Annotated in this window: 16 protein-coding genes; 7 read left to right on the plus strand and 9 right to left on the minus strand. The window is 66.9% G+C overall.

Translation table 11 applies throughout. The annotated features are described in order from the left end of the window. Positions 1–22: 22 nt before the first annotated feature. Positions 23–307, minus strand: a complete 285-nt coding sequence (locus AC5LXX_RS30050) for a hypothetical protein (RefSeq protein WP_493412177.1) — start codon at positions 305–307, stop codon at positions 23–25. A gap of 482 nt (positions 308–789) precedes the next feature. Here AC5LXX_RS30050 and AC5LXX_RS30055 point away from each other — a divergent pair, with 482 nt between their 5' ends. The 3 genes from AC5LXX_RS30055 (at position 790) to AC5LXX_RS30065 (ending at position 4,886) form a co-directional block, all read left to right on the plus strand. Continuing rightward, positions 790–3,174 carry a DNA polymerase II gene (locus AC5LXX_RS30055; protein ID WP_493412178.1) on the plus strand — a complete coding sequence of 795 codons (2,385 nt, stop codon included), beginning with the start codon at positions 790–792 and terminating at the stop codon, positions 3,172–3,174. Between the two features lie 153 nt (positions 3,175–3,327). After that, positions 3,328–3,648, plus strand: a complete 321-nt coding sequence (locus AC5LXX_RS30060) for a DUF4148 domain-containing protein (RefSeq protein WP_493412179.1) — start codon at positions 3,328–3,330, stop codon at positions 3,646–3,648. Positions 3,649–3,758: 110 nt separating this feature from the next. Continuing rightward, complete coding sequence (locus tag AC5LXX_RS30065) at positions 3,759–4,886, plus strand: J domain-containing protein (RefSeq protein WP_493412180.1); 1,128 nt, start codon at positions 3,759–3,761, stop codon at positions 4,884–4,886. A gap of 126 nt (positions 4,887–5,012) precedes the next feature. Here AC5LXX_RS30065 and AC5LXX_RS30070 read toward each other — a convergent pair whose 3' ends face one another. The 8 genes from AC5LXX_RS30070 to AC5LXX_RS30105 all read right to left on the minus strand — a co-directional run bounded on the left by AC5LXX_RS30070 (position 5,013) and on the right by AC5LXX_RS30105 (position 17,423). After that, the gene (locus AC5LXX_RS30070) at positions 5,013–10,499 is read right to left on the minus strand and encodes an AAA domain-containing protein (RefSeq protein ID WP_493412181.1); all 5,487 of its coding nucleotides are present in this window, start codon (positions 10,497–10,499) and stop codon (positions 5,013–5,015) included. Beyond that, entirely contained in the window at positions 10,496–11,635 is a 1,140-nt protein-coding gene (locus AC5LXX_RS30075) for a M48 family metalloprotease (protein WP_493412182.1), read from the minus strand. Before AC5LXX_RS30075 ends, AC5LXX_RS30070 begins: the two co-directional genes overlap by 4 nt. 201 nt (positions 11,636–11,836) lie before the next feature. Further along, positions 11,837–12,742 (minus strand): LysR family transcriptional regulator, encoded by a 906-nt coding sequence (locus AC5LXX_RS30080; RefSeq protein ID WP_493412183.1) that lies wholly within the window; start codon positions 12,740–12,742, stop codon positions 11,837–11,839. Positions 12,743–12,818: 76 nt separating this feature from the next. Next, complete coding sequence (locus AC5LXX_RS30085) at positions 12,819–14,063, minus strand: acyl-CoA dehydrogenase family protein (protein ID WP_493412184.1); 1,245 nt, start codon at positions 14,061–14,063, stop codon at positions 12,819–12,821. A 34-nt stretch (positions 14,064–14,097) separates the two neighbouring features. Next, positions 14,098–14,856 (minus strand): SDR family NAD(P)-dependent oxidoreductase, encoded by a 759-nt coding sequence (locus tag AC5LXX_RS30090; protein WP_493412185.1) that lies wholly within the window; start codon positions 14,854–14,856, stop codon positions 14,098–14,100. Between the two features lie 7 nt (positions 14,857–14,863). Beyond that, positions 14,864–15,628, minus strand: a complete 765-nt coding sequence (locus tag AC5LXX_RS30095) for an SDR family oxidoreductase (RefSeq protein ID WP_124454284.1) — start codon at positions 15,626–15,628, stop codon at positions 14,864–14,866. Positions 15,629–15,697: 69 nt separating this feature from the next. Then, positions 15,698–16,729, minus strand: a complete 1,032-nt coding sequence (locus tag AC5LXX_RS30100; protein ID WP_493412186.1) for a phosphotransferase — start codon at positions 16,727–16,729, stop codon at positions 15,698–15,700. A 19-nt stretch (positions 16,730–16,748) separates the two neighbouring features. Continuing rightward, a complete protein-coding gene (locus tag AC5LXX_RS30105) occupies positions 16,749–17,423 on the minus strand; it encodes a histidine phosphatase family protein (RefSeq protein WP_493412187.1) in 675 nt (224 codons plus the stop codon). Between the two features lie 175 nt (positions 17,424–17,598). On the opposite strand from AC5LXX_RS30105, the gene AC5LXX_RS30110 reads away from it, so the two are divergent. The 4 genes from AC5LXX_RS30110 to AC5LXX_RS30125 all read left to right on the plus strand — a co-directional run bounded on the left by AC5LXX_RS30110 (position 17,599) and on the right by AC5LXX_RS30125 (position 20,271). Next, the gene (locus AC5LXX_RS30110) at positions 17,599–17,805 is read left to right on the plus strand and encodes a DUF1737 domain-containing protein (protein ID WP_493412188.1); all 207 of its coding nucleotides are present in this window, start codon (positions 17,599–17,601) and stop codon (positions 17,803–17,805) included. Between the two features lie 125 nt (positions 17,806–17,930). Beyond that, the gene (locus AC5LXX_RS30115; RefSeq protein ID WP_493404234.1) at positions 17,931–18,086 is read left to right on the plus strand and encodes a DUF3309 family protein; all 156 of its coding nucleotides are present in this window, start codon (positions 17,931–17,933) and stop codon (positions 18,084–18,086) included. A gap of 365 nt (positions 18,087–18,451) precedes the next feature. Next, positions 18,452–19,189: a response regulator gene (locus AC5LXX_RS30120; RefSeq protein ID WP_493412189.1), complete on the plus strand. Its 738-nt coding sequence runs from the start codon at positions 18,452–18,454 to the stop codon at positions 19,187–19,189. Then, on the plus strand, positions 19,186–20,271 hold the full coding sequence (locus AC5LXX_RS30125) for an ATP-binding protein (protein ID WP_493412190.1): 1,086 nt from the start codon (positions 19,186–19,188) through the stop codon (positions 20,269–20,271). The genes AC5LXX_RS30120 and AC5LXX_RS30125 overlap by 4 nt, the downstream gene beginning before the upstream one ends. The last annotated feature ends 51 nt before the right edge of the window (positions 20,272–20,322 follow it).

Genomic DNA, 20,322 nt, shown 5'->3' on the forward strand with positions numbered 1-20,322 from the left:
TGCATGGCTTGACCGCGTCACATCAAAGCGAGACGGCGAAGAAATCCTGTTTCTCGCGATTGCCGTCGATGATGCCCTCGGCGAAGCGCAGCGAAGCACGACGCGCGTCGCCGGCATTGTCGAACGGGCGACGCTCACGCAGCATGAAAGTCTGGCTGCGGGTCAGCGTATCGTCGGTGCCGCGAAGGCAAATCTTGACCGCCGCATCGAAACCGGCGTCGTAGTTGTGCGGGCTGCCATTGGGTGCCGGCACGTGAGGGTAAATCAGCGGATAAATCTCGAATCCACGGTAGATATGCATGCTCATGACGAACTCCTGGCGTTCGGCCACGACGCATCGCATGGGCGAACACATCCGGCCTGCATCCCCTTGCGGGGCGGGCAGGTAGGGTGAAAGGGACAACGTTGCAGCGCAGAGGCGGGGCGATGCAGCAAGCGGGTATTAGGAGGGGCGAGCGGCCGGCGGGCAGGTGCCGGCTCGAATGAACCCATCATACGCGCATCGTTTGTCGGATGCCCAACTTATTCCGGGTTGCGCGCGACAATGCGCGCAGGGGTAGCCGGACGGCATGCGGTGCCGGCCACGACGCCGACGCTCGCCGCGCCACCCGATCGCGATTACAGGCCCTCGGTGCCGGAGAAGATGTTCCACGCGACGTCAGTCGACCCGCACGTGTTCGAGCGTCGGCCAATCGCTTCCTGCCACCTGTTGCCACGCACGCCCCGTCGGCACGGCCGCCATTCAAGCGCTAAAATCCGCCGCCTGAGCATCCACGACGAGCAAGCGTTTTGACGGCGTTCGAGCAGGGTTTCATCCTCACCCGCCATTGGCGGGACACCGCATCCGGCATCGAAATCGAGTTCTGGCTGGCAACCGAACACGGTCCGCGCCGCGTGCGCCTGCGCCCGCAGGAAGCCGTCGCGTTCATTCCCGCCGAGCAGCAGGCACTCGCCGAGCGCGCGCTGGCCGGCGAGCGCGAGGCCGAATTGCGCCCGCTCGCGCTGCGCGACTTCCGGCAGCGCCCCGTCGTCGGCCTCTATTGCAAGCGCTACCGCCATCTGTCCGGGCTCCAGAAGCGCCTGGCCGCCGCCGGCATCGATGTCTACGAAGCCGACGTGCAGCCGCCCGACCGCTACGCGATGGAGCGCTTCATCACGGCCTCCGTGCAGTTCCGCGGCCAGCCCGGCCGCGACGGCACGTTGACCGGTTGCGAGCTGAAGCCCGCCAACGACTACCGCCCGACGCTGCGCTGCGTGTCGCTCGACATCGAAACCAGCGTCCACGGCGAGCTGTATTCGATCGCACTCGAAGGCTGCGGGCAACGGCAGGTCTACATGCTCGGCCCGCCGAACGGCAACGAAAGCGGCGATGCAGGCGCGCTCGACTTCACCCTCGACTACTGCGACAGCCGGGCCGCGATACTCACGCGGCTCAACGACTGGTTCGAAACGCACGATCCCGACGCTGTGATCGGCTGGAACCTCGTGCAGTTCGACCTGCGCATCCTGCATGCGCATTCGGAGCAACTCGGCATCCCGCTGAAGCTCGGCCGCGGCGGCAGCGTGCTCGACTGGCGCGCGCACGGCCAGCAGCCCGACCATTTCTTCGCGGGCGCGGCCGGCCGGCTGATCCTCGACGGCATCGACATGCTGAAATCCGCGACGTGGACGTTCCCGTCGTTCAGCCTCGAATACGTGTCGCAGGCGCTGCTCGGCGAAGGCAAGTCGATCGACAACCCGTACCAGCGGATGGACGAGATCCAGCGCCGCTTCGATCACGACAAGCCCGCGCTCGCGCGCTACAACCTGAAGGACTGCGAACTCGTCACGCGCATCTTCGACAAGGCCGGCCTGCTGTCCTTCGCGCTCGAACGCGCGAGCGTCACGGGCCTCGCGGCCGATCGCACCGGCGGCTCGGTCGCTGCGTTCACGCACCTGTACCTGCCGCGCATGCACCGGCTCGGCTATGTCGCACCGAACCTCGGCGACGTGACCGGACAGAACAGCCCTGGCGGCTTCGTGATGGATTCGCGCCCCGGCCTGTACGACTCGGTGCTCGTATTCGACTACAAGAGCCTTTATCCGTCGATCATCCGCACCTTCCTGATCGATCCGGTCGGCCTGATCGAAGGGCTCGCCAACCCCGGCGACGACGCATCGGTGCCCGGCTTCCTCGGCGCGCGCTTCTCGCGCACCGCGCACTGCCTGCCCGACGTCGTGCGCCGCGTATGGGAAGGCCGCGACGACGCGAAGCGGCAACGCAACGCACCGCTGTCGCAGGCGCTGAAGATCATCATGAATTCGTTCTACGGCGTGCTCGGCTCGACGGGCTGCCGCTTCTTCGACCCGCGCCTCGCGTCGTCGATCACGATGCGCGGCCACGAGATCATGCATCGCACGCGCGAGCTGATCGAAGCCCAGGGGTACGAGGTGATCTACGGCGATACCGATTCGACGTTCGTGTGGCTCGGCCGCGCGCATGACGACGACGAAGCCGGCGCCAAGGGCCGCGCGCTCGTCGAGCACGTGAACCGCTGGTGGCAGGCGCATCTGCGCGACCACTTCGCGCTCGACAGCGCGCTGGAGCTGCAATACGAGCGGCATTACCGCCGCTTCCTGATGCCGACCGTGCGCGGCGCGGAAGAAGGCAGCAAAAAGCGTTACGCGGGCCTCGCAGCCGCGGCCGACGGCAGCGAGGACCTCGTGTTCAAGGGGCTCGAAACGGTTCGGACCGACTGGACGCCGCTCGCGCAGCAGTTCCAGCGCGAGCTGTACCGGCGCGTGTTCCGGCGCGAGCCGTACCAGGATTTCATTCGCGATTACGTGCAGCGCACGCTGGCCGGCGAATTCGACGACCAGCTCGTCTACCGCAAGCGCGTGCGCCGGCCGCTGCGCGAATACGAACGCAACGTGCCGCCGCACGTGCGTGCGGCGCGGATCGCCGACGAGTTCAATCTTGCGCAGGGCCGGCCGCTGCAGTATCAGCGCGGCGGCTGGATCAGCTACGTGATGACGACGGCCGGCCCCGAGCCGCTCGAAACGATGCGCTCGCCGATCGACTATGCGTTCTACCTGAGCCGCCAGCTTCAGCCGGTTGCCGATGCGATCCTGCCGTTTCTGCGGGACGATTTCGAGCGCGTGATCTCCGGGCAGGGGCAACTGTTCGGCGACTGATGCAACGGCGCCGCCCCATCCACTCTTGCTCGTTCTGTAACACTGCTGCCACGGATTCTCCATTTATCCGGGCGGTCCGGGTTCCTAAACTTGTGTCGTCGGTTCAGCCAGGCAAATGCGCGCCGAACCGTAACGAAACCATCTGAGGAAACCGTGAAATCCATCATCGTCACCATCGCCACCGCCGCCGCTACCGCCACCGTTCTCCTCGCCCCGGCCGTGTCGTACGCGCAGTCGTCGCACTCGACGCTCACGCGCGCCCAGGTGCGCCAGGAGCTGTTCGACCTCGAATCGGTCGGCTACGTGCCGATCGCCGCCGACGGCGAGAACTATCCGGGCGACATCGTCGCCGCGCAGGAACGCCTGGCCGCCAAGCGCCTCGCCGAACGCAAGAGCGCCGAAGCGGCCTACGGGTCGAACGGTGCACCGGGCGCGGAGTCGGGCGCGGCGGCCGTTGCGACAGTGAAGCAGTAACGCGCCGCCGGCCGCTGCGGAGGAAAGTGCCCTTGCGGGCCGCCCCGCGGCCCGTCCGGCTAAAATACCGGCCTGCTGCGCGTCCCGCCGCGGCTGGAGGAATTTCAATCATGACCGCACGTCGCGGTGCCGCGGTCGCCATCGCACCCGGACACGAGACAGCCAGCCTGTCGAAAGCCCAGAGCACGTTCAATGCGCTCGTCAAGCAGATCGAAAAGCGGCGCGAGCAGCTCGCCGCGTGGGACGCCGTGATGCCGGCCTTCCAGAAGAAATACGTCGACGGGCTGCTGCCGCTCGAACAGGCGTCGACGGCCTTGCGGATCAGGTTGCTCAATCTGCTCGACGACGCGTTCCTGCAGAAGGGCTTGAGCAAGGCCGAGCAGCGCACGCTGTCGGGGCTGATCGCCGATATGGCGCGCAACCTGCTGGACTTCAGCGACGACGCGGCGTTGAAGGTCATCTACAACCGGCACAGCGCATCGGGCGACGACGCCCCCTCAGCGGCCGACCGCGCACCGGCAACGCAGAAACCGGAGCCGATGCCTGCTGCTGAACCTGCGGACGACCTCGACGCGCTGTCGCCCGACGAACTCGCCGAGCGCATGCAAGCCGAACTCGACGAGCAGTTCGAGCGCGACATGGCCGCCCACGAGGCCCGCGAGGCGCAGCGCGCGAAGCGCAAGAAAGCGCCCCGGCAATCGGCCGCAACCGCGAAGCGCGAAGCCGAGCAGGCCGAATCGAGCAAGTCGATCCGCGAGATCTATCGCAAGCTCGCGAGCGCGCTACACCCCGATCGCGAAACCGATCCGCAAGAGCAGGAACGCAAGACCGTGCTGATGCAGCGGGTCAACCACGCGTATGCGAAGGGCAATCTGCTGCAATTGCTGGAACTGCAACTGGAAATCGAACAGATCGACCGGCGCGCGATCGACGGCCTGAGCGAAGCGCGACTGACGCGCTACAACGGCATCCTGGAGGAGCAGATCCGCGAGCTGGATCAGGAGATCGTGCACGTCGAGAACGATTTCAGGCGAACGTACGGCATCGCGTCGTCCACCAAGGTCGCGCCCGATACCGTGATGCGCATGCTCACGCGCGATATCGCCGGCATGCAGCGGAGCAACCAGGACCTGACCGTCGCGCTGCGCGAGTTCGAGGATCCGGACAACGTCCGCGACTGGCTGAAGGACATGAAGCGCCGGCCGGCCTCGTCGCGCTTCGACGACGATTCGTATTGACGAAACGGCGGCGCGCACCTGCACGCCGCCGCTTCGCAAGTCGGGTCGAACACGCCGCCGGAACGTGAAATCGGACCACTTCTGCATGCGCAACACCCTCATCGCCGCTGCATCGGCCGCCGGCCGTCACACAGCCGGATCTTCCACGTAGCCCTTGCGCAGTTTCTCCGCCACTAGCTTGTCCATCTCGCGCTGCGCACGCTCGACGGTTTCGAATTGCTTGAGGTTGGCTTGTCCGGCCGATCCGATCCGACCGTACGTCACGTTCAGCTCCGTGCCTTGCAGGCTGGCGCGCCAGAACTTGCTGGAGGTGCCTTGCTCGAATCGCAGCGATCGCACGCGTTCCGTCGGCACGCCGGCCCCCGCAGTCTCGCTCTGCACAGTTGCCGCTTCCGGCGTGGGCGCCTGAACAACCGGCATCGGCAACTCGATTTCCTGGTCGAGCGCTCGATCTTCGCCATCCGCTAGCATGGCCTCGATGCGTGCCAGCACCGCGGCCGGGTCATCCAGCCAGTCTTTCCCGGGGATGTCCAGCACGCGCCAGCCAAAGCCGCGCAGGATGCCGGGCCGGAATATGTAGCGCTCCGCCGTATCGGCTACGGCATGGGCTGGGTTGTCGAGCAGGATCGCAAGCGCGTAGCCGCGCTTCGACGAATCGACGATCGCCAGGTCGCAGCGGAATTGCGAACGGCCGACGTCGATATCGACCTGGTGACTGCGTGCGCGCAGGGCTTCGGCCAGTGCGTCGCGAATGGCGTCCGACGATGTCCGCCGCGCGAATGCATCGCGCGCGCCCTGATTCAACGCACCAAGCACCGCCTGCGCACGGTCGAACTGACCCGTGGCGCTCGCCTGCGCAAATTGCAGGAATGTCCGCAGCGCGGCCGCGCCGTCGTTGTGCACGTTGGTGATCGCCTCGGCGTGAATCGTCGAGACCACGGCCATCCGGTGCCGTGCGCGGCTGAAGATGACGTTCAGACGCTTCTCGCCGCCACGCTGGTTGATCGGCCCGAAATTCATCAGCATCCTGCCGTCGGGGCCTGGTGCATAGCAGATGCTGAGAATGATCACATCGCGCTCGTCACCCTGAACGTTTTCCAGGTTCTTGACGAACAGGCCATTGAACTGGTCATCGTCCTCGCGCACGTACTCGCGCTCGAGCCGCGCGGCGAAATCGGCGTCTTCGGCCGCCAGTGCCTCCAGCGCTGCTTCGATCGCGCTCTGCTGTGCCTCGGAAAACGCGACGATGCCGAGGCTCAGGCCCGTCTCCCGGCGCAGCATCTCGCGTACGAGCGACGCGATATAGCGCGCTTCAGGGGCGTTGCTGCGCTCGACGTACACGCCGTCGTCGAGCCGGTGGAAACTGATCGGCCGAGCGAGCAGCGCATCGGTGCCGACGATGCCGGCATCGTCCTGGCTCGATTGCACCGACCACCCGTCCTCGTCGGCGCGCTCCAGCACGCGATCGGGAATCGTAACGAGACGACCATCGTAGAACGCCGCATTGGAGAAGCTGATCAACGCTTCGTGCCGGCTGCGGTAATGCCATGCCAGCAGCGTCGCGGGCAGATTGCGCGCCGCCTGATTCAACAGGCTGTCGGAATCGAGATTGATGGCGATGCGCTCGCCCTCTTCCTCGACGACGATTTCGTCCTCGCCTTCCGTGCCCGCTGCCGTAAAAAAGCTCGTCGGCGGCAACTGCATCTCGTCGCCGACCACCACGACCTGTCGGGCACGGCTGAGCGCCGGCACGGATTCCTCGGTGGGAATCTGGCTGGCCTCGTCGAAGATCACCACGTCGAACAGGTCGGGCGACAGCGGTAGCGTGTCGGACACGGACAGCGGGCTCATCAGCCAGATCGGCTTCAGGTCGTTGACGACCATGCCCGTCTCGTCGTCGGCGAGGTCGCGGATCGACCGGTGGCGCATGCTCTTGCCGAATTCGTGTTCGAGCTCGCGCCGGCCAGTTGCGTAGCGCTTCTTGAAGGTCTTGCCGTCGGCATCGAGTTGCGTGGCCGACAGCGAGGACTGGCGCACGTGGTCGGCAAACTGCCGATGCAACGTTGCGCTCACCACCTGTGCATTCACGGTCAGCAATTCACGCTGGATCCGGGCGGCAGCGCGCGCCGCTTGCGCGAGCGCCGCGCCGCCGAATCGCGCGAGCACCGGATTCTCGCGCTCCAGGCGACGCAACGCCTCGTCGGCAATCAGCGCCTCCAGCTCCGCGGGCGCGAGGTCGACGGACTGCAGCGTCGCCGCATACGCGGGGTCAGCCGCGTGCACCGCACGCAACAGCGGCAGCAAGTCAGGCAAGTCGTCCAGCCCCTCCCGAAGATCGCGCAGCGCTTCGGCGACTTCGGCCAACGACACGCCATCGTCCATGACCAGGTTGTCGCGGATGCGACGCGCGAGCTTGTCGAGCGCCTCGCGTGCGCCGGCATCGATACGCGCGGCAGCAAGCGGATCGACCGCCTGACGCAGATGCGCGATCCGTTCACGCAGATCGCCGTCCGACGCCAGCCGCGCCTCCAGCTCGGCCAGCGCGCGCAGGAACGCCCCCATTTCGCTCACGCCATAGCGCTTGCGGCACTCGACATCGGCCGCGTCAAGTGCCGCAGCAGCAGCCTGCTCGGTGGCAAGCTGCTCCAGCACCTTGACATAGCCGGGATGCACCGCATGCTGCGCGAAGTCGTAGCGACGCCGAAGCTCGCCGCGCAACCGCCACCATGCCGGCTGCAACCATCGCGTCGCGGACACCTCGAACCGGCGCGCGAGCGCAAGCGCCGACGCGGTATCGCCCGGCGACAGCTTGTCCCGCCAGTGCAGGGTGGCGGCCTGTGCGGCGGTCAGCGCGTCTGTGTGCGCGGACAACGCGTCGCGGACTTCTCGCAATGCCGCCTGCGCCGGCGACGCCGGATCGAGCACGTCGAGATGCGCAGCGAGGCCCGTATCGATCAGCCACTGGCAATCGGCGGCGATCGCGCATGCACGCGACAACGCCATGTCATGTCCGATCGACGCCACCGTGCTGTCGAGCACCGGATCAAGTGCATCGAACAGCGCGTCGGTGTCCTGGCACAGCTGCTCGACCCGCCCGAATGCTCGCTCGTCGGCCAGCAGCACCGCCGACAGGCGCGCGAACGGTTGCGAAGCCAGGCTGTTCGCGCCGAATCGTTCGCGCATCGCACGATGCACGCGCTGGGTCAACTCGCCATGTCGATCCCATACGGCTAGCGCAGGCAAGCGTTCGCGCGACGCAAAGCCGACATCCGGCGCCGCCGGCAGCGCGACCAGCCGGCGCAGCAAGGTGCGCACATTGCCGCCCAGTGCGTCGGGCGCAGCCGCCATCGTCGCTTCGAATGCATCGATGCGCCGCTGCTGTACGTCGAGCGCATCGATCAACGCCGCCCGTCGTTCGTGCAGCGCTTCGCTGTCGTGCGGTTGAGCGATCCATCGCTCGTAGCAGGTCTTCAGATCGGCGATGAACGCCTTCTTGTCCGACTGCGAATCGTGGATGAGGCAGCACAGCGCGTCCAGCCCGCTCTGCTTGAGCCGGTGGAACACCACGTCCAGCGCCGCGCGCTTTTCGCATACGAACAGCACACGCTTGCCGCGCCCCGCGTAATCGGCGATGAGGTTGGTAATGGTCTGGGACTTGCCGGTGCCCGGCGGCCCCTGAATGATGAAGCTGCGCTGGCTGCGCGCCAGGCTCACCGACGCATTCTGGGTCGCATCGGAAGCCACCACGTTCCATTGCTCCCCTGCCGGCAGTGGCGCGGCCGCCGACGTTTCCACCTGGCGCGGCTCGATCGAGAACACCCGGTCGAACGCCGGATTCACATTGGTCTCGTCGAGCAGTTGCGCGTAGTCGCGCACCAGCGACATCTTCCTGTAATTGAAATTGGCCAGCGTGACCTGCGTCAGGTCAAAATCCCACGCGTAGCGATGCCCGTCGGATTCCTGCAGCACGTAACCCTGCCGATCGTCGACGGCCTCCGCCGCTGCGTCGGCCATCTGCGGCCGACGCAGGCTGGCGCCAGGCGTGGCGCCGGCCTCGAAACGCTGCGGCAGTTCGCTCGGTCGCACCCATTCCTCGAACAACGCGCGGCCGAGCGGTCGGTAATCGTCCTGCGCATAGCTGAACGACGGCAGCCGACTGCCGTGCGAACCGCTTGCACGTGCCGCGGGCTTCCGCCGTCGGTATTGCTGCATGCGCTGCTGTGCCTTCTGGCGCACCAGCCGCACGGACGCCTTGTCGACGAACCGAAGCTCGACCGACGGTTCCGACCTCCGGATCTGCGTCAGGATATCCGCGTGAATCTCGGCCAGCGTGACCTTGCCCAGGTCGACCGTCTCGGGCAACCGGATGTCGTAGAGCTGGCTCAGATGGTGCCGCAGCGCCGGATTGAATTCGGCGTCGCCGCCGGCGCACTGGATCACGTACTGATCGCGCACGCCCTTGCGCTTGACGAGTTCGACCGGCAACCAGAGCAGCGGCGACACGATACGCTCGTCGGCGGCTTCCTTCAGGTTGTGCCAGCGCAGGAACGCGATCACGAGACGCAGGTTGCTGAAGCCGAACTCGGCCCGTTCGCGGCGCGTATCGGCGATCAACCGATCCAGCGACGCGGGCAGGTACGGTTGATCGTCGAACCGCAGCCATTGCTGCAGCGGCACCGCCTTGCCGGCCACGAGGTCGGCAGCGAACGGTCCGCCCCACGTGCAGATGTGCTCAGGGCGTACGCTTTCGATCTGCAGCATCAGCGGCACGCTGGCCACGGTCAGGTTGACGGTCGCCGCAGTCGGGCGGAAATGCAGCAGCCGGTTGCGACGCGACAGATCGAACAAGCGGTCGCGAAGGTGCGTCAGCACTGCACCGCGGCGTGACGCCGCCCCTGTCGCCCCGGCCAGCGCACGCTCGACGTCCAGACCGAGCGGCTGCTCGCGCCAGGTGCGCAGGCGCATCGCAAGCGCGGCCACGTCGGTCGCGCGGTCATGACGGTTCACTTCCGTCATTTCGACGATCGCTGCCGCAACGATAGGATGCAGCCGTTCATGAAGCACGAACAGATTGCGCCGATGCTCGACGAACGCGCGCAGGTCACTTTCGGTTTCGAAGTTCAGCCCGCATGCAAGGCTGGCCAGCACCATTCCCAGCATGAACACGTCGGTGATCTCATCGTGATGACCGATAGATCGCTCCCAGCTCGCGTACCCGGGCAAATAGACGGGCCGCTCGACCGGTGCCGCTGCGTCAAGCTGCAACGCGAGATCGGTCTGGCTGTGATGGCCATCGGGCGTGTGATCCAGCTGTAGCGCGCCGACGATGTTCAGGCCCGACGCAGGGTGCGGCTGGACGCGATGCACAGCGCCAACGTCCATCTGCGGCGCTTCGCCGTCGGGGCGTCGCAGCGCCAGGCCGCCCCCTTCGTCGATCACGATGCTGTCCGTGTCGAGCGACGCCACCTTGCCCTGCGCGTGCAGTTCCGCCACCTGCGCGAATAGCGGCAACACCAGCACTAGCACGTCGTCAGTCGACAATGCCGCGCCGGCCTGCGCGGCAATCAGCGTACGCAGCGTGCGCGGCGCACCGTCGGTGATCCTGTCGTTCATGCGTCCTTCTCCTCGGCCAGTTGCCGCTTGTAGCGTTCGAGTTCGCGCTTGCCAAGGCCCGCGTCGCGCCGGAGGTTGAGCTGCAATGCGTCGAGACTGCCGAGCGCCCGAGCGACCCGCCCGGCGCGGAGCAACGCCACGTCGCGCTGATCGGGGTCCGCCAGTGCAAGATCCATCATCAGTGCGTTCAGGTAGCTGCGCACGCTGTCATCGACGCCTGCCGCGTCGAATGCGTCCGGGCCGGCGACGGGTTCGTCCTCACGCCAGTCCGGGAACAGCATGCGTACCTGGGCCAGCACTGCATCGCTGGCCAGCGACGCGTCATCGAGGTAATGCGCGAGGAATCCGCGCGTCAGTGCCAGCAGACGCGCCTGGCCCGGCAGGTCGAGCCGCTCCAGCGAAAGCGGGCCGTGCAGGCGCGTGTCGATCCAGCTGTCGAGGCTTACCTCGCCGTCCCACCACAACGCAAGCGCACGGGCACGGATGAAAGTCTCGGGGTGGCTCAATGCCGCGCTGGCACTCGATTCGTTCGATTCGATCTCGGCGGCTTGACGCAGATAAGCCGCGGCATCCACCGTACTGATGCCTGTCTGCACCTTCACGAGTGTCGAAACGGCAGGTGCCACCGCATCCGCAGCCAATGCGCCACCGCGATCGGCAAAGAGCTCGGTGTGCAACGCATAACGCCGAAACGTCTCGCGATGGCTGTCGGCTCCGCCCGGAGCGGCCACCGCGTCGTTCAGAATCCGGTCCGCCGTCAGGAACCGGCCGCCGTCGAGCGACCACAGCAGATAGTGCGCGAGCTCGTGCCCGAGGATCGCCAGCAGTTCCGGCGGTGCCAGCCGCTCCAGGACGGGGCCCTGCAACAGGATGTGGATCTCGCCCGGTACGAATACGAGCGACGCATTCATCTGGGTGCCCGGCGACTGATAGAGCGTGGCCGGCACGTCGACGATCCCGAGTCGCTCCATCGCCAGCGTCAGGGCGGCATGGACATCGCCATGCGCATCGGCGTCGAGCCGGTAGGTTTCGCGCAGCAATGATGCGCGTAGCGATTCGAGCTGTTCGGCATGCGTCGTGCGCTCGCTGGTCCAGCGCCAGACGTCCGGCTCGTGCCGACGCAAATAGTCGGCCACGGCTTCGTGGTACGCGAGCGGCGCCAGCGCGTGGCGATTCGGGGCGTGAGAGTCCATGCGAGGCACTCCGGTAGGGAAGTACCGATTCTACCGACGGAATACGTCGCCGCAACTGTCGAAAAGCGCCTTATCGAGGTCGCCGCCCAGAACGGTGCGCGCGGCCGATCGATCGACGGCGACGATCTCGTGCGCGGCGTTCCGTCACCGCACCTCGCCGATCCCGCCCATCAACGTCATCAGCTGTTCGCGCAGCCACTGGCTGCCCTGGTCCTGATCGGCGCTACGGTGCCAGTAGCAGAAGTAATCGAGCCCCGGCATCTCGAACGGCAGTTCGAGGATGCGCGCGGGATAGCGCTGCAGCAGCCGCAGCGGCGCCGTCAGCGCGAGATCGCCGCGCATCGCGATCAGCGGCGCGACCATGTAGTGCTGCACGCGCATCTGGATGTTGCGGCGCAGCCCGAGCCGCGTCAGCTCGGCGTCGACGTGCCCGCTGCCCTTGCGGCGGCTCGACACGTGGATGTGCCCCATCGACAGGTAGTCGTCCATGGTGAGCGTGTCGCCCTTGAACGGATGATCGTCGCGGATCATGCATGCATAGCGGTCCTGCACGAGCAGCGCCTGGTGCAGATGCGGATCGCCGATTAGCGGCGCGTCGATCGCGATGTCGACGGAACCGTTCGCGAGCGCGGTCGCGACTTCGCGGCGGTCCATCGTGTAGCTGCGCACGTGCATGCCGGGCGCCTGCGTCTGCAGTAGTTCGCCGAGCGCGGGCAGCAGCAGCGCTTCGGTCAGGTCGCTCATGCTGAGCCGGAACACGCGTTCGGACGACGCCGGATCGAACACGTCGCCTTCGTGTGCGCTCGAATCGAGCAGTTGCAGCGCCTCGCGCACGCGGCCCACGATGTTCTCGGCCATCGGCGTCGGCATCATCCCGGCCGGCGTGCTGACGAACAGCGGATCGTCCAGCGTCTTGCGCAACCGTGCCAGCGCATTGCTGACGGCCGGCTGCGTGAGGTTCAGCACCTCGGCCGCGCGCGTCAGGTTGCGCTTGTTGTAGATCGCCTCGAATACGACGAACAGGTTCAGATCAATCTTCGTAAGGCGCATCGCCGGATCTCCTTGCCGGCATCTTACGGCGTGCGCCATCCGTTCGTCCATGTCGCCCGGCGCGTCGTGCAGCCGGTCAACCGCGCAGCGGCGGCGTCAGGTACGGCGCGGTCGAACCGGGCTCGCCGTCCTTGATCTCCATCCGCGCAATGGCCTGCAGGTGCACCTCGTCCGGGCCGTCGGCGAAGCGCAGCGCGCGGCCCCAGGTCCACAGATCGGCGAGTGGCGTATCGGGGCTCAACCCCGCCGCGCCGAACACCTGCATCGCGCGGTCGCACACATCGGTATAGACGGTCGGCACGAGCGCCTTGATCATCGAGATCTCCTTGCGCGCGGCCTTCGCGCCGACCTTGTCGATCATCCACGCGGCCTTCAGCACCAGCAGGCGCGCCTGGTCGATCTCGATCCGCGAGCGCGCGATCCATTCGCCGACGGTGCCGTGCCGGTTCAGCGGCTTGCCGAACGCGACGCGCGACTGCGCGCGGTCGACCATCAGCTCCAGCGCCAGCTCGGCCGCGCCGATCGAGCGCATGCAGTGGTGGATACGGCCCGGCCCGAGGCGCGCCTGCGCGAGCGCGAAACCGCTGCCTTCCTCGCCGAGCAGGTTGCGCGCCGGCACGCGCACGTTGTCGAACGTGATCTCGCAGTGCCCTTCCGGTGCGTAGTGATTGACGACCGTGATGTTGCGCACGACCGTCACGCCCGGCGTGTCGCGCGGCACGAGGATCATGCTCTGCTGCTGGTGCGACTCGGCCTCGGGATCGGTCTTGCCCATCACGATGAAGATCTTGCAGTTCGGATGCGCGGCGTTCGTGATGAACCACTTGCGGCCGTTGATCACGTACTCGTCGCCGACGCGCTCGATGCGCGTCGTGATGTTCGTCGCATCCGACGACGCGACGTCGGGCTCCGTCATCGCGAACGCCGAGCGGATCTCGCCGCGCAACAGCGGCAGCAGCCACTGTTCACGCTGCTCGGGCGTCGCGAACATGTGCAGCAACTCCATGTTGCCGGTGTCCGGCGCGTTGCAGTTGAACACTTCCGATGCCCAGCTCACGCGCCCCATGATCTCGGCGAGCGGTGCGTATTCGAGGTTCGTCAGGCCCGTGCCGGGCTCGTCGTCCTTCAGGTGCGGCAGGAACAGGTTCCACAGCCCTTCCGCCTTCGCGCGCTCCTTCAGTTCCTCCATGAACGACACCGGGTACTGGCCCGCGTGCACTTCCTCGTTCCACTGGCGGATGCGCGGCACGATGTGCGCGTCCATGAATGCGCGCACGCGTTCGCGCAGTGCTTCCACTTTCGGGGTGTAGCCAAATTCCATGATCGACTCCTCGAGATTTTCGTGTTCCGTTCGGTCAGAAGGCCGAGACGCCGCCGTCGATGGCGACGGCCTGCCCGGTCAGATAAGTGTTTTCCTTCGCGCACAGCGTCAGCATCGTCGCGACGATTTCGTCGGGCCTGCCGAGCCGCTTCATCGGCGAGCCCTGCGCGAGAAAGTCCTGGCGGTCGCCGATATCGCTGTCGGTCACCATCGGCGTCGTGCTGTAGAACGGGCACACTGCGTTCACGCGGATGCCGTGGCGCGCATATTCGAGCGCGGCCGTTTTCGTGAGCCCGACCACCGCATGCTTCGACGCCGCATACGCGGCGAGCTTCGGCGCGCCGCCGAGCCCGGCCATCGAGGCGACGTTGAGGATCACGCCTGCGCGCTGCGTAAGCATCTGGCGGATCTGGTGCTTCATCCCGAAGAACACGCCCTTCGCGTTCACCGCGAAGCTCAGGTCGAGATCGGCTTCGTCGGTATCGATCAGCGCCTTCATCGGCGGTGCGATGCCCGCGTTGTTGATGCCGACATCGAGCCGCCCGAAGCGCGCGGCGGCTTCCTGCACCAGCGACGCCACGTCGGCTTCGATGCGCACGTCGCAGCGCTGCGCGACCACGTCGGCGCCGCCCGCGCGCAGCGGTGCGGCCACGCGTTCGAGCGCTTCGCCGTTCAGGTCGCCGAGCGCGAGCCGCGCGCCCATCGCGGCGAGTTCGCTCGCGAGCAGCGCGCCGAAGCCGCTCGCGGCGCCGGTGATCATCACGGCCTGGCCGGCGTAGCTGTCGATCTTCATCGCGCGCTCAGATCGTCAGGCCGCCGTCGACGACGATGCATTCGCCGTTCGTGTAGCTCGCCGCATCCGACACGAGATACAGCACAGTGCCGGCCATTTCGCGCGGCTCCGCATGGCGCTGCAGCGGGATCTTCGCCTTCCAGGTCTCGTAGATGTCCTTGTCGGCGAACAGCGCGCCCGCGAACTTCGTCTTCGTGAGCCCCGGAAGCAGCGCGTTCACGCGGATGCCGAGCGGCCCGCATTCCTTTGCGAACGCCTTCGTCATGTTGACGACGGCCGCCTTCGTGATCGAGTAGATGCCTTGCCGGTCGCCCGGTTGCAGCGCATTCACCGACGCCGTGTTGACGATCGCGCCGCCGCCGTGTTCCTTCATCAGCTTGCCGGCTTCGACCGACATGAAGAAGTAGCCGCGGATGTTCACGTCGACGGTCTTGTCGTACGCGGCGAGATCGGTGTCGAGGATGTGCCCGAAATACGGGTTCGCGGCCGCGTTGTTCACGAGGATGTCGAGCCGCCCGTGCTTGCCGCGGATATGCTCGAACGTCGCGGCGATATCCTCCAGGCGCCCGACGTGGCACGCCAGCGCCTCGGCGCGGCCGCCCGCCGCGACGATCGCGTCGGCCACGGCCCGGCAGTCGTCGAGCTTGCGGCTCGACACGATCACGTGCGCGCCCTGCTCCGCGAGCAGCTTCGCGATTTCCTCGCCGATGCCGCGGCTTGCGCCCGTCACCAGCGCGATCTTGCCCGTCAGGTCGAACAGGTTCGTTGCCATGTTGCTGTGCTCCTCCATTGATTGGATTGTCGTGTCGCCGCTCGGCGAGCGTTGCGATTCGTGCCGATATCAGCGATGCGCGTCGATCACGCCGACGGCCAGTTCGGCCAGCCGGCCGGCCATTTCGCCGACGCGCAGCGCCTGCTCGCTCGATGCGTTGCCCTGCAGCGCGCGCGCCTTCACGCCCTGCGCGATCGCCGCGAGCCGGAAGAAACTGAATGCGAGGTAGAAGTGCCAGTCGCGGATCGGCGCGATGCCGCGCAGCTCGCAATAGCGCGCGACGATCGCCGCTTCGTCAGGAATGCCGAGCGCTGCGCGATCCTGGCCCGCGAGCCCGCGCACCTGCCCGCCGGACGGCAGCCGCAGGCACATGCAGAAATACGCGAGATCGGCGAGCGGGTTGCCGAGCGTCGACAGTTCCCAGTCGAGCACGGCCTGCACGCGATAGCCGTCGCGCGCGAACATCAGGTTGTCGATCCGGAAATCGCCGTGCACCAGCGCCGGCCGGCCCGTGTCCTCGGGGCACGCTTTCGGCAGCCAGTCGATCAGCGTTTCCATCGCGTCGAGACGCCCGGTTTCGGCCGCGCGATACTGCTTAGTCCACACGCCGATCTGGCGTTCGAAGTAGTTGCCGGGGCGGCCGTAGTCGGCGAGGCCCACCGCATCGACATCGACGTCGTGCAGCGCGGCCATCGTCTGCAGCAGCGCGTCGTAGCACGTCGCGCGATCGGCCTGAGGCAGTTCCGGCAGCGCGGGATCCCAGAAGATCCGGCCGTCCTCGAAGCTCATCACGTAGAACAGGCTGCCGATCACGTCGCGGTCTTCGCAGAGGTGATACGGGCGCGCGACCGGCACCGCGGTGCCCGACAGCGCGGTCAGCACGCGGAATTCGCGGTCGACCGCATGCGCGGATTTCAGCAGTTCGCCCGGCGGCTGGCGGCGCAGCACGTAGCGGCCGCTCTTCGCGTTCAGCAGGAAAGTCGGGTTCGACTGGCCGCCGGCAAACTTCTCCGTGTCGACCGGGCCTTCGAAGCCCGGCACGTGCGTTTCCAGATAGCGCGTGAGGCGGGCTACGTCGAGTTGCTGGGAAGGGTTCGTCATCGTCGCGATCGTTCGTGGGTCAGCCGTAGGTCCGCCACGTGTGCCGTTCGGGATCCTCAAGGTGCGGGATGCCGTTGAACGACGCGAGGTGGAACGCATCGGCGTTGAAGAAAAACTGCGAAAGACTGCTGTTGCGGATCTGCAGGTTCAGCGCGATCGCGCTCGACGGCGGCGCAGCGAGCACCTGCTGGACGGTCACCGCGATCGGGCCGCCGGAGCTCACCGCGAGCACGCGCTGGCCGCCGCCGTGGCGGATCGCGGCGCGTGCATCGGCCACGCGCTGCTGGAAATGCGACCAGGTTTCGGGGGCCGCGTCGCCGAGCTTGTCCTCGGTCCAAAGCTGCAGCACCTGCCGGAGCGCGCGGAAGTGCTCCTTCATCGAACCGGCGGCAAGCCGTGCGATCTCCGGATAGTCGTGGGCGGCCGCCGCGAACAGCCCGTGGAAGTCGTATTCGTTCAGGCCCGGATGGCGGTCGACCGGCACGCCTTCGCGGCCCATCCCGTGAAGGATCGCGTCGACCGTCTGCGCGTGGCGGGTCATCGTGCCGCAGATCACGCGGTCGAACGCCAGGCCCTGCCGCGCGAAGTATTCGCCGAGCCAGGCGCCCTGCTGCTCGCCGGCGGAAGAAAGCCGGTCGTAGTCGTCGGTGCCGAATGATGCCTGCCCGTGCCGTACCAGAAAGAGTTCAGCCATCGCATGCCCGCCTGAGTGAAGGATTCAGCATAGCGAGCCGGCGCTCATTTTTAAAATTTATTTGATGAATGAACGGGTATTCACATCGCAAATTCCCGTGCCGCCGCCTTAGGAGGCGCCGTGGGATCGTCCGACTTATACTGCGCGATCCGCCCCCTTCATAGGAGTCCCGCCCATGTCGCATTCCCCGCCGAACGACCTGCCCCGCTACCGCCTGCTGACGGGCAAGGACGACGCCGCGTTTTGCCATCGTGTGTCGGACGCGCTGGCGCTCGGCTATCGCCTGTACGGATCGCCCGCCGCCACCTTCAACGGCGATCACGTCGTCGTCGCCCAGGCATTGCTCTGGCCGGACAGCGACGACACGAGCGCCGGCGCGTAATCCCGATCGCCCCTGCCGCGCATCGCCCGATCCGGCATCGGCACCCAGGGATTCATCGGCGCCGGCCGTGCGGCACGCGAATTGCGGTACCGGACACCGTGTCGAATAAATCCAGGAGGGATGCGATGCTCGGTACGATCCTCATCATCGTTCTGATTCTGCTGCTCATCGGGGCATTTCCTTCATGGCCGCATAGCCGAAGCTGGGGCTACTGGCCATCGGGGACCGTCGGGCTGATCGTCGTCATTGTCGTGATACTGGTGCTGCTCGACCGCATCTGAGTCCGGACGCGCGTGCCGCTGCATGGGCACGCGCGTTCCGATATCGCTATCGTGACTTCTTTACACGCGAAAGTAAGCCGTAAAGGAAAACGCGCCCGCGCGGCCCGTGCTTACTCCCGCGTCCAGCCGTTCTCGTAAAGCTTCCCGGCCAGCACGCCGAGGCGCGACGCGAGAACGCATGCGCTATTCCGAGCCGGTGCCGCATCTCGTGGATGCGCAGGCGCGCCCTCCGCCGGGCCGTCAATAGCGCGCAACGCGGCGCCTTGCGTGCTGATTCCGGCGCCCCTCCAGTCTCCGTTCGACGGATATGGCCATACGGTAGTATGGCGACCTGATGGAACCCCGATGGATCTGAACGAGTGGCCATGCCCGACTTTTCTTCATCTCCCGGCGCCGGCCAGGGCGCGCAAGCGCTCGTCCTCATCGCCGAGGATGAACCCGAGATCGCCGAGATCCTGACCGCCTACTTCGCGCGCAACGGCCTGCGCACCGTGCACGCCGCCGATGGCCGCCGCGCGCTCGAACTCCACCTGTCGCTGAAACCCGACCTCGTGCTGCTCGACGTGCAGATGCCGCACGTCGACGGCTGGAAGGTGCTCGCCGAAATCCGCCATCGCGGCGACACGCCGGTCATCATGCTGACGGCGCTCGACCAGGACATCGACAAGCTGACCGGGCTGCGCATCGGCGCCGACGACTATGTGGTCAAGCCGTTCAACCCGGCCGAAGTCGTCGCGCGCGCACAGGCCGTGCTGCGCCGGTCGATGGCCGGCTCGCGCCAGGAAGAACAGCGCGTGCTGCGCGCCGCGCCGTTCGAGATCGATCTCGAGCACCACGAAGCGACGGTCGAAGTCGACGGCACGCGCCACACGCTCGTGCTGACGCTCACCGAGTTCAAGCTGCTCGCGCAACTCGCGCGTGCGCCGCGCCGCGTGTTCAGCCGCGCCGAGCTGATGGCCACCTGCCTGCCGGAAGGCGATGCGCTGGAGCGCACCGTGGACAGCCACGTCAGCAAGCTGCGCAAGAAACTCGACGACCTCGGCGTCGCCGGCGTACCGGCGAGCGTGCGCGGCGTCGGCTACAAACTGTGGAGCGGCGATTGAAACTCGACGGCCTGAGCCGCCAGATCGCGCTCACGATGGGCGCGATCGCCTTCGGCATCACGGTGCTGATCGTCGTGACGGCCTATGCGTTCTACTACTTGCTGTACCAGTACTCGCCGCAGTCTTTCCAGGCGGTGAACTGGCTCCCGAGCGGGCCGGAGTGGGTGTGGATCATCTCGACCACGCTGGTCGGCCTGTTGATCGCCGTCGTCGTCGCGATCAACCTGTCGCGCCGCATCCTCGTGCCGCTCAATTCGGTGACGGACAGCATCCGACGCGTCGCGCGCGGCGATCTGGGCGCGCGGGCCGTTGCCGGTGACCGTTCGTTGAAGGAAGCGGCGCTGCTCGCCGACAACTTCAATGCGCTCGCGAGCGAACTGCAGCGCGTGACCGACGAGCAGACGTTCTGGAACGCGGCGATCGCGCATGAACTGCGCACGCCCGTGACCGTGCTGCGGGGGCGGCTGCAGGGGCTCGCCGAAGGCGTGTTCACGCCGAGCGAAGCGCTGTTCCGCAGCCTGCTCGCGCAGGTCGAAGGGTTGACGCGGCTGATCGAGGATCTGCGCGTGGTCAGCCTCGCCGACAGCGGCCACCTGAGCATCGAGATCCGCGACACCGACCTCGCCGCCGAGGTGCGCGCCGTGGTCGACGTGTTCGCGCACGCGCTGCAGGCCGCCGGCCAGCATCCGGAACTCGATCTCGACCCGCGGCGCATGCGCTGCGACCCGGTCCGCATCCGCCAAGCGTTGCTGGCACTGCTGGAAAACGCGCGCCGCCACGCGGTGCCCGGCGCGATCCGGATCCAGACGCGCATCGAGAACGGCATGTGCCGGCTGCGCGTCGAGGACGACGGCCCCGGCATCCCGGCCGATTTCGCGCCGCACGTGTTCCAGGCGTTCCGGCGCGTCGACGAGTCGCAACCCGGCGGCACCGGCCTCGGGCTCGCCGTCGTCGCGGCAATCGCGCATGCGCACCGCGGCGAAGCGCTGTGCGTGCCGACCGGCGCGGGCGGCACGCGGTTCGAGGTGCAGTGGCCCGACGATCTCGTGCCGGCGCCCGAAAGCGAGCGGTTCCCGGCGTAACCCGCCGTCGTTACGCCGCTACACCCTCACGCGCGCGGTTCGCGCCCGACC

It is taken from the genome of Burkholderia torrens (assembly GCF_984668525.1).

What these genes read in the sequence shown, in the direction of transcription:
- AC5LXX_RS30065 (WP_493412180.1), top strand. Translation starts at nt 3,759, where the DNA reads ATGACCGCACGTCGCGGTGCCGCGGTCGCCATCGCACCCGGACACGAG.
- AC5LXX_RS30110 (WP_493412188.1), top strand. Translation starts at nt 17,599, where the DNA reads ATGTCGCATTCCCCGCCGAACGACCTGCCCCGCTACCGCCTGCTGACG.
- AC5LXX_RS30115 (WP_493404234.1), top strand. Translation starts at nt 17,931, where the DNA reads ATGCTCGGTACGATCCTCATCATCGTTCTGATTCTGCTGCTCATCGGG.
- AC5LXX_RS30105 (WP_493412187.1), bottom strand. Translation starts at nt 17,423, where the DNA reads ATGGCTGAACTCTTTCTGGTACGGCACGGGCAGGCATCATTCGGCACC.
- AC5LXX_RS30070 (WP_493412181.1), bottom strand. Translation starts at nt 10,499, where the DNA reads ATGAACGACAGGATCACCGACGGTGCGCCGCGCACGCTGCGTACGCTG.
- AC5LXX_RS30080 (WP_493412183.1), bottom strand. Translation starts at nt 12,742, where the DNA reads ATGCGCCTTACGAAGATTGATCTGAACCTGTTCGTCGTATTCGAGGCG.
- AC5LXX_RS30050 (WP_493412177.1), bottom strand. Translation starts at nt 307, where the DNA reads ATGAGCATGCATATCTACCGTGGATTCGAGATTTATCCGCTGATTTAC.
- AC5LXX_RS30090 (WP_493412185.1), bottom strand. Translation starts at nt 14,856, where the DNA reads ATGAAGATCGACAGCTACGCCGGCCAGGCCGTGATGATCACCGGCGCC.
- AC5LXX_RS30085 (WP_493412184.1), bottom strand. Translation starts at nt 14,063, where the DNA reads ATGGAATTTGGCTACACCCCGAAAGTGGAAGCACTGCGCGAACGCGTG.
- AC5LXX_RS30095 (WP_124454284.1), bottom strand. Translation starts at nt 15,628, where the DNA reads ATGGCAACGAACCTGTTCGACCTGACGGGCAAGATCGCGCTGGTGACG.
- AC5LXX_RS30120 (WP_493412189.1), top strand. Translation starts at nt 18,452, where the DNA reads ATGCCCGACTTTTCTTCATCTCCCGGCGCCGGCCAGGGCGCGCAAGCG.
- AC5LXX_RS30100 (WP_493412186.1), bottom strand. Translation starts at nt 16,729, where the DNA reads ATGACGAACCCTTCCCAGCAACTCGACGTAGCCCGCCTCACGCGCTAT.